The following is a 2382-nucleotide window of genomic DNA, read 5'->3' as shown; positions in this document are numbered from 1 at the left end:
CTTTTGTTTTACCCACAAGTAAACGACATTTAATACGAATTGCGTCACGTTAGTTTTCGAATGTGCGAAATACGGAAGGTAGGAGTGGATTTAGGAAGGTACGACTGGGCTTACTGGTTTGGGTACGGCAGCCTAGGCGCTTACGGCCTTATGAACCGTGAGTACGCTTCGCTTCTCAATTTCACAAATCGACGGAAATTGACTCTGAATGCTAAACCGGTAGCGCACCGTTCAGTTACGAAAGACCTGGTTGATTTTCAGCGGTCTTTCTGGCCTCAGAACTGTTTGCTACCGGTTTTAATTTTCAATCAATCACTACATCGGTTGCTGTATCCGTACCCGCATGATTTTGACTCGCTCCGTTGCTGACCGGAACTTTTACTTTTCTTCCAGCGTAACCTTGCTGTGGTCGAGGTCAAGGGCATCAGAGATAGTGAAGAAAAGATCCGTCTGGTCGGTCAGGCCAACTACGTTTGCGGCATTGGGGCCGAAGGCCGCGAGACGCAGCTGCGCACCTGTGTGCCCCTGGCTCTCAATGTCGGAGTCTTCACTGGTCGCATATCCGACAGTAAGCATCGAGCCATCTTCGGTAGTCAGATTGCGGGACAGGCCTGGGTAAACAATCTCCCGCGCTTCTTCAACGGAAATATTGTTCTTTTCGGCAATCTTCTCGAGGTCTTCCTGGCTGGCGTTACCGAGAATCTGCGAAGTGTGAGCGTGGTCAGCGGTCACAATCACAAGGGTCTCGCCGTCGTTCTTCGCGAAGTCCAGAGCCTTCTGGACTGCCTCGTCGAGGTCAACGGTCTCGCCAATCTGGCCACACGGATTTGCTTTGTGGTCTTCCTTATCAATTGAAGCGCCCTCTACCTGGAGGAAGAACCCATTTTCGTCGTCCTTCAACAGGTCAATTGCCTTCTCCGTCATGTCTGCAAGCTTGGGGACATCAGCAGTTCGCTCTGGGTTGTCGGTACACTTTGCAGCTTCCTCGAGGTAACCGTTCTTTTCAGCCTTTGGTCCCTCCCAGCGAACAGGCATGTTGCCCTCAGAGAATAGGCCTAGAACAGGCTTGTCCTGATTCGCCTCGGTTACCGCGTCGAGTTCCGTGGCATCTGACGCGACGTTAAAGCCCTTTTCCCGTGCGTAGTCGATAACCTTCTTTCCCTTGCCTTCGCCAGCGCGGATGGTTTGATCGAAGGCTTCGGAGCCACCGCCGAGCGTGACGTCGGCACGCGTATCTACAATCTGCTCTGAAATCGAGCCGCGTCCGCCCTTTTCTTTAAGATCGTCGCCGCACTTTTCGTCGTCCTCTGGTCCGTAGCACTTGCGGTCGGATACGTGGGCTGCCAAGACAGCAGGAGTGGCGTCCTGGATTTCGGCGGTCGAGACGTTACCAGTCTTCTTGCCGTTAGCCTTAGCAATCTCCAGGAGCGTGCTCTGCGGATTGCCGTGGATATCGACGGAGATAGCGCGGTTGTAGGTCTTGGTGCCCGTTGCCCATGCGCTACCGGAAGCTGCAGAGTCCGTTACGTAGTCTGGCTTACCGTCCTTGTCGAGAGCGTAGTGAGTGTACTGTCCGGTGACTGGTAGTGCATCGATGCCTTTAAAGAATCCGCCTGCTCCCAATGCGTAATTACGAGCGACGGTAATCTCGGAGTCACCCATGCCGTCGCCTATCAACAAAATGACATTCTTTGCACCGGTCTGGCTGACAGCATTGCGCACGAATTCAGTCTGATCACCGTCAAGACGTCGAGCGCCGCCATGCTCGGAAAGGTCACCCTTTGCTTCGCGGTTGGCGATGCTTGAGTCCAGGTCTGCAGCCGTGCCCTTCTCGGCTGCGGCATTGCTCGGCGTTGTTTCGTCTGCTGAACTGCAACCAACAGCCATTAGGGCGACAGTACTCAGCGCCAATCCCATCTTGAACATACGGTTCATGAGTTCTCTCCTGACAAGAGCAAACCTGCTCTATTAGAAATAAAAGTTACAAATCTATAGTCGAGGATGAGAATTTCTTAGAGATTGAAATGGGGTTAACTCTATATAAACCTCTGGTGCGCCATTACCGCTTTACGACGGGCATTGCAGCGCATCCCCTTATGTATGTTGTGGTCGCGTCGCATCAAGCCTGTGAATATACTTACGTACATAGTGAAAATAGTTGCATGACCAGCGAATTCGCCTTATTTGGCAATTGTGTGTAATGTATTCCGGGTCAGCGCGACGGGGTGATGAAACCGCTAGTTGCAATGGCAAGGGGAAAGTTTACCTGGTATTCGCAGTCAATTTGACTTATGTTTGTAGCGAGGGTAAAGTCTCCTTCTGCTGCTCACGGGGTGGCTGCTGCTTGGTTGTGGTGGTTGTTTTGTGGGTGTGTGTTGTGTG

At 52.3% G+C, this 2382-nt stretch carries 1 protein-coding gene; it reads right to left on the bottom strand.

Going from position 1 to position 2382, the window contains the following annotated elements:
• Positions 1-378: 378 nt before the first annotated feature.
• Positions 379-1935, bottom strand: coding sequence for an alkaline phosphatase (phoA, locus tag HMPREF2708_RS03755; protein WP_070832542.1), 1557 nt, complete (start codon positions 1933-1935; stop codon positions 379-381).
• Positions 1936-2382 lie beyond the last annotated feature (447 nt).

Source organism: Corynebacterium sp. HMSC073H12 (genome assembly GCF_001837775.1).
In the GTDB taxonomy this organism is placed as follows: Bacteria; Actinomycetota; Actinomycetes; order Mycobacteriales; family Mycobacteriaceae; genus Corynebacterium; species Corynebacterium amycolatum.
Note: the sequence above shows the minus strand (reverse complement) of the source record. Positions and strands in the feature narration are given on the sequence as shown.

Excerpts from the sequence above, each read along its gene's own strand:
- phoA (WP_070832542.1), bottom strand. The coding sequence starts at position 1,935 with ATGAACCGTATGTTCAAGATGGGATTGGCGCTGAGTACTGTCGCCCTA.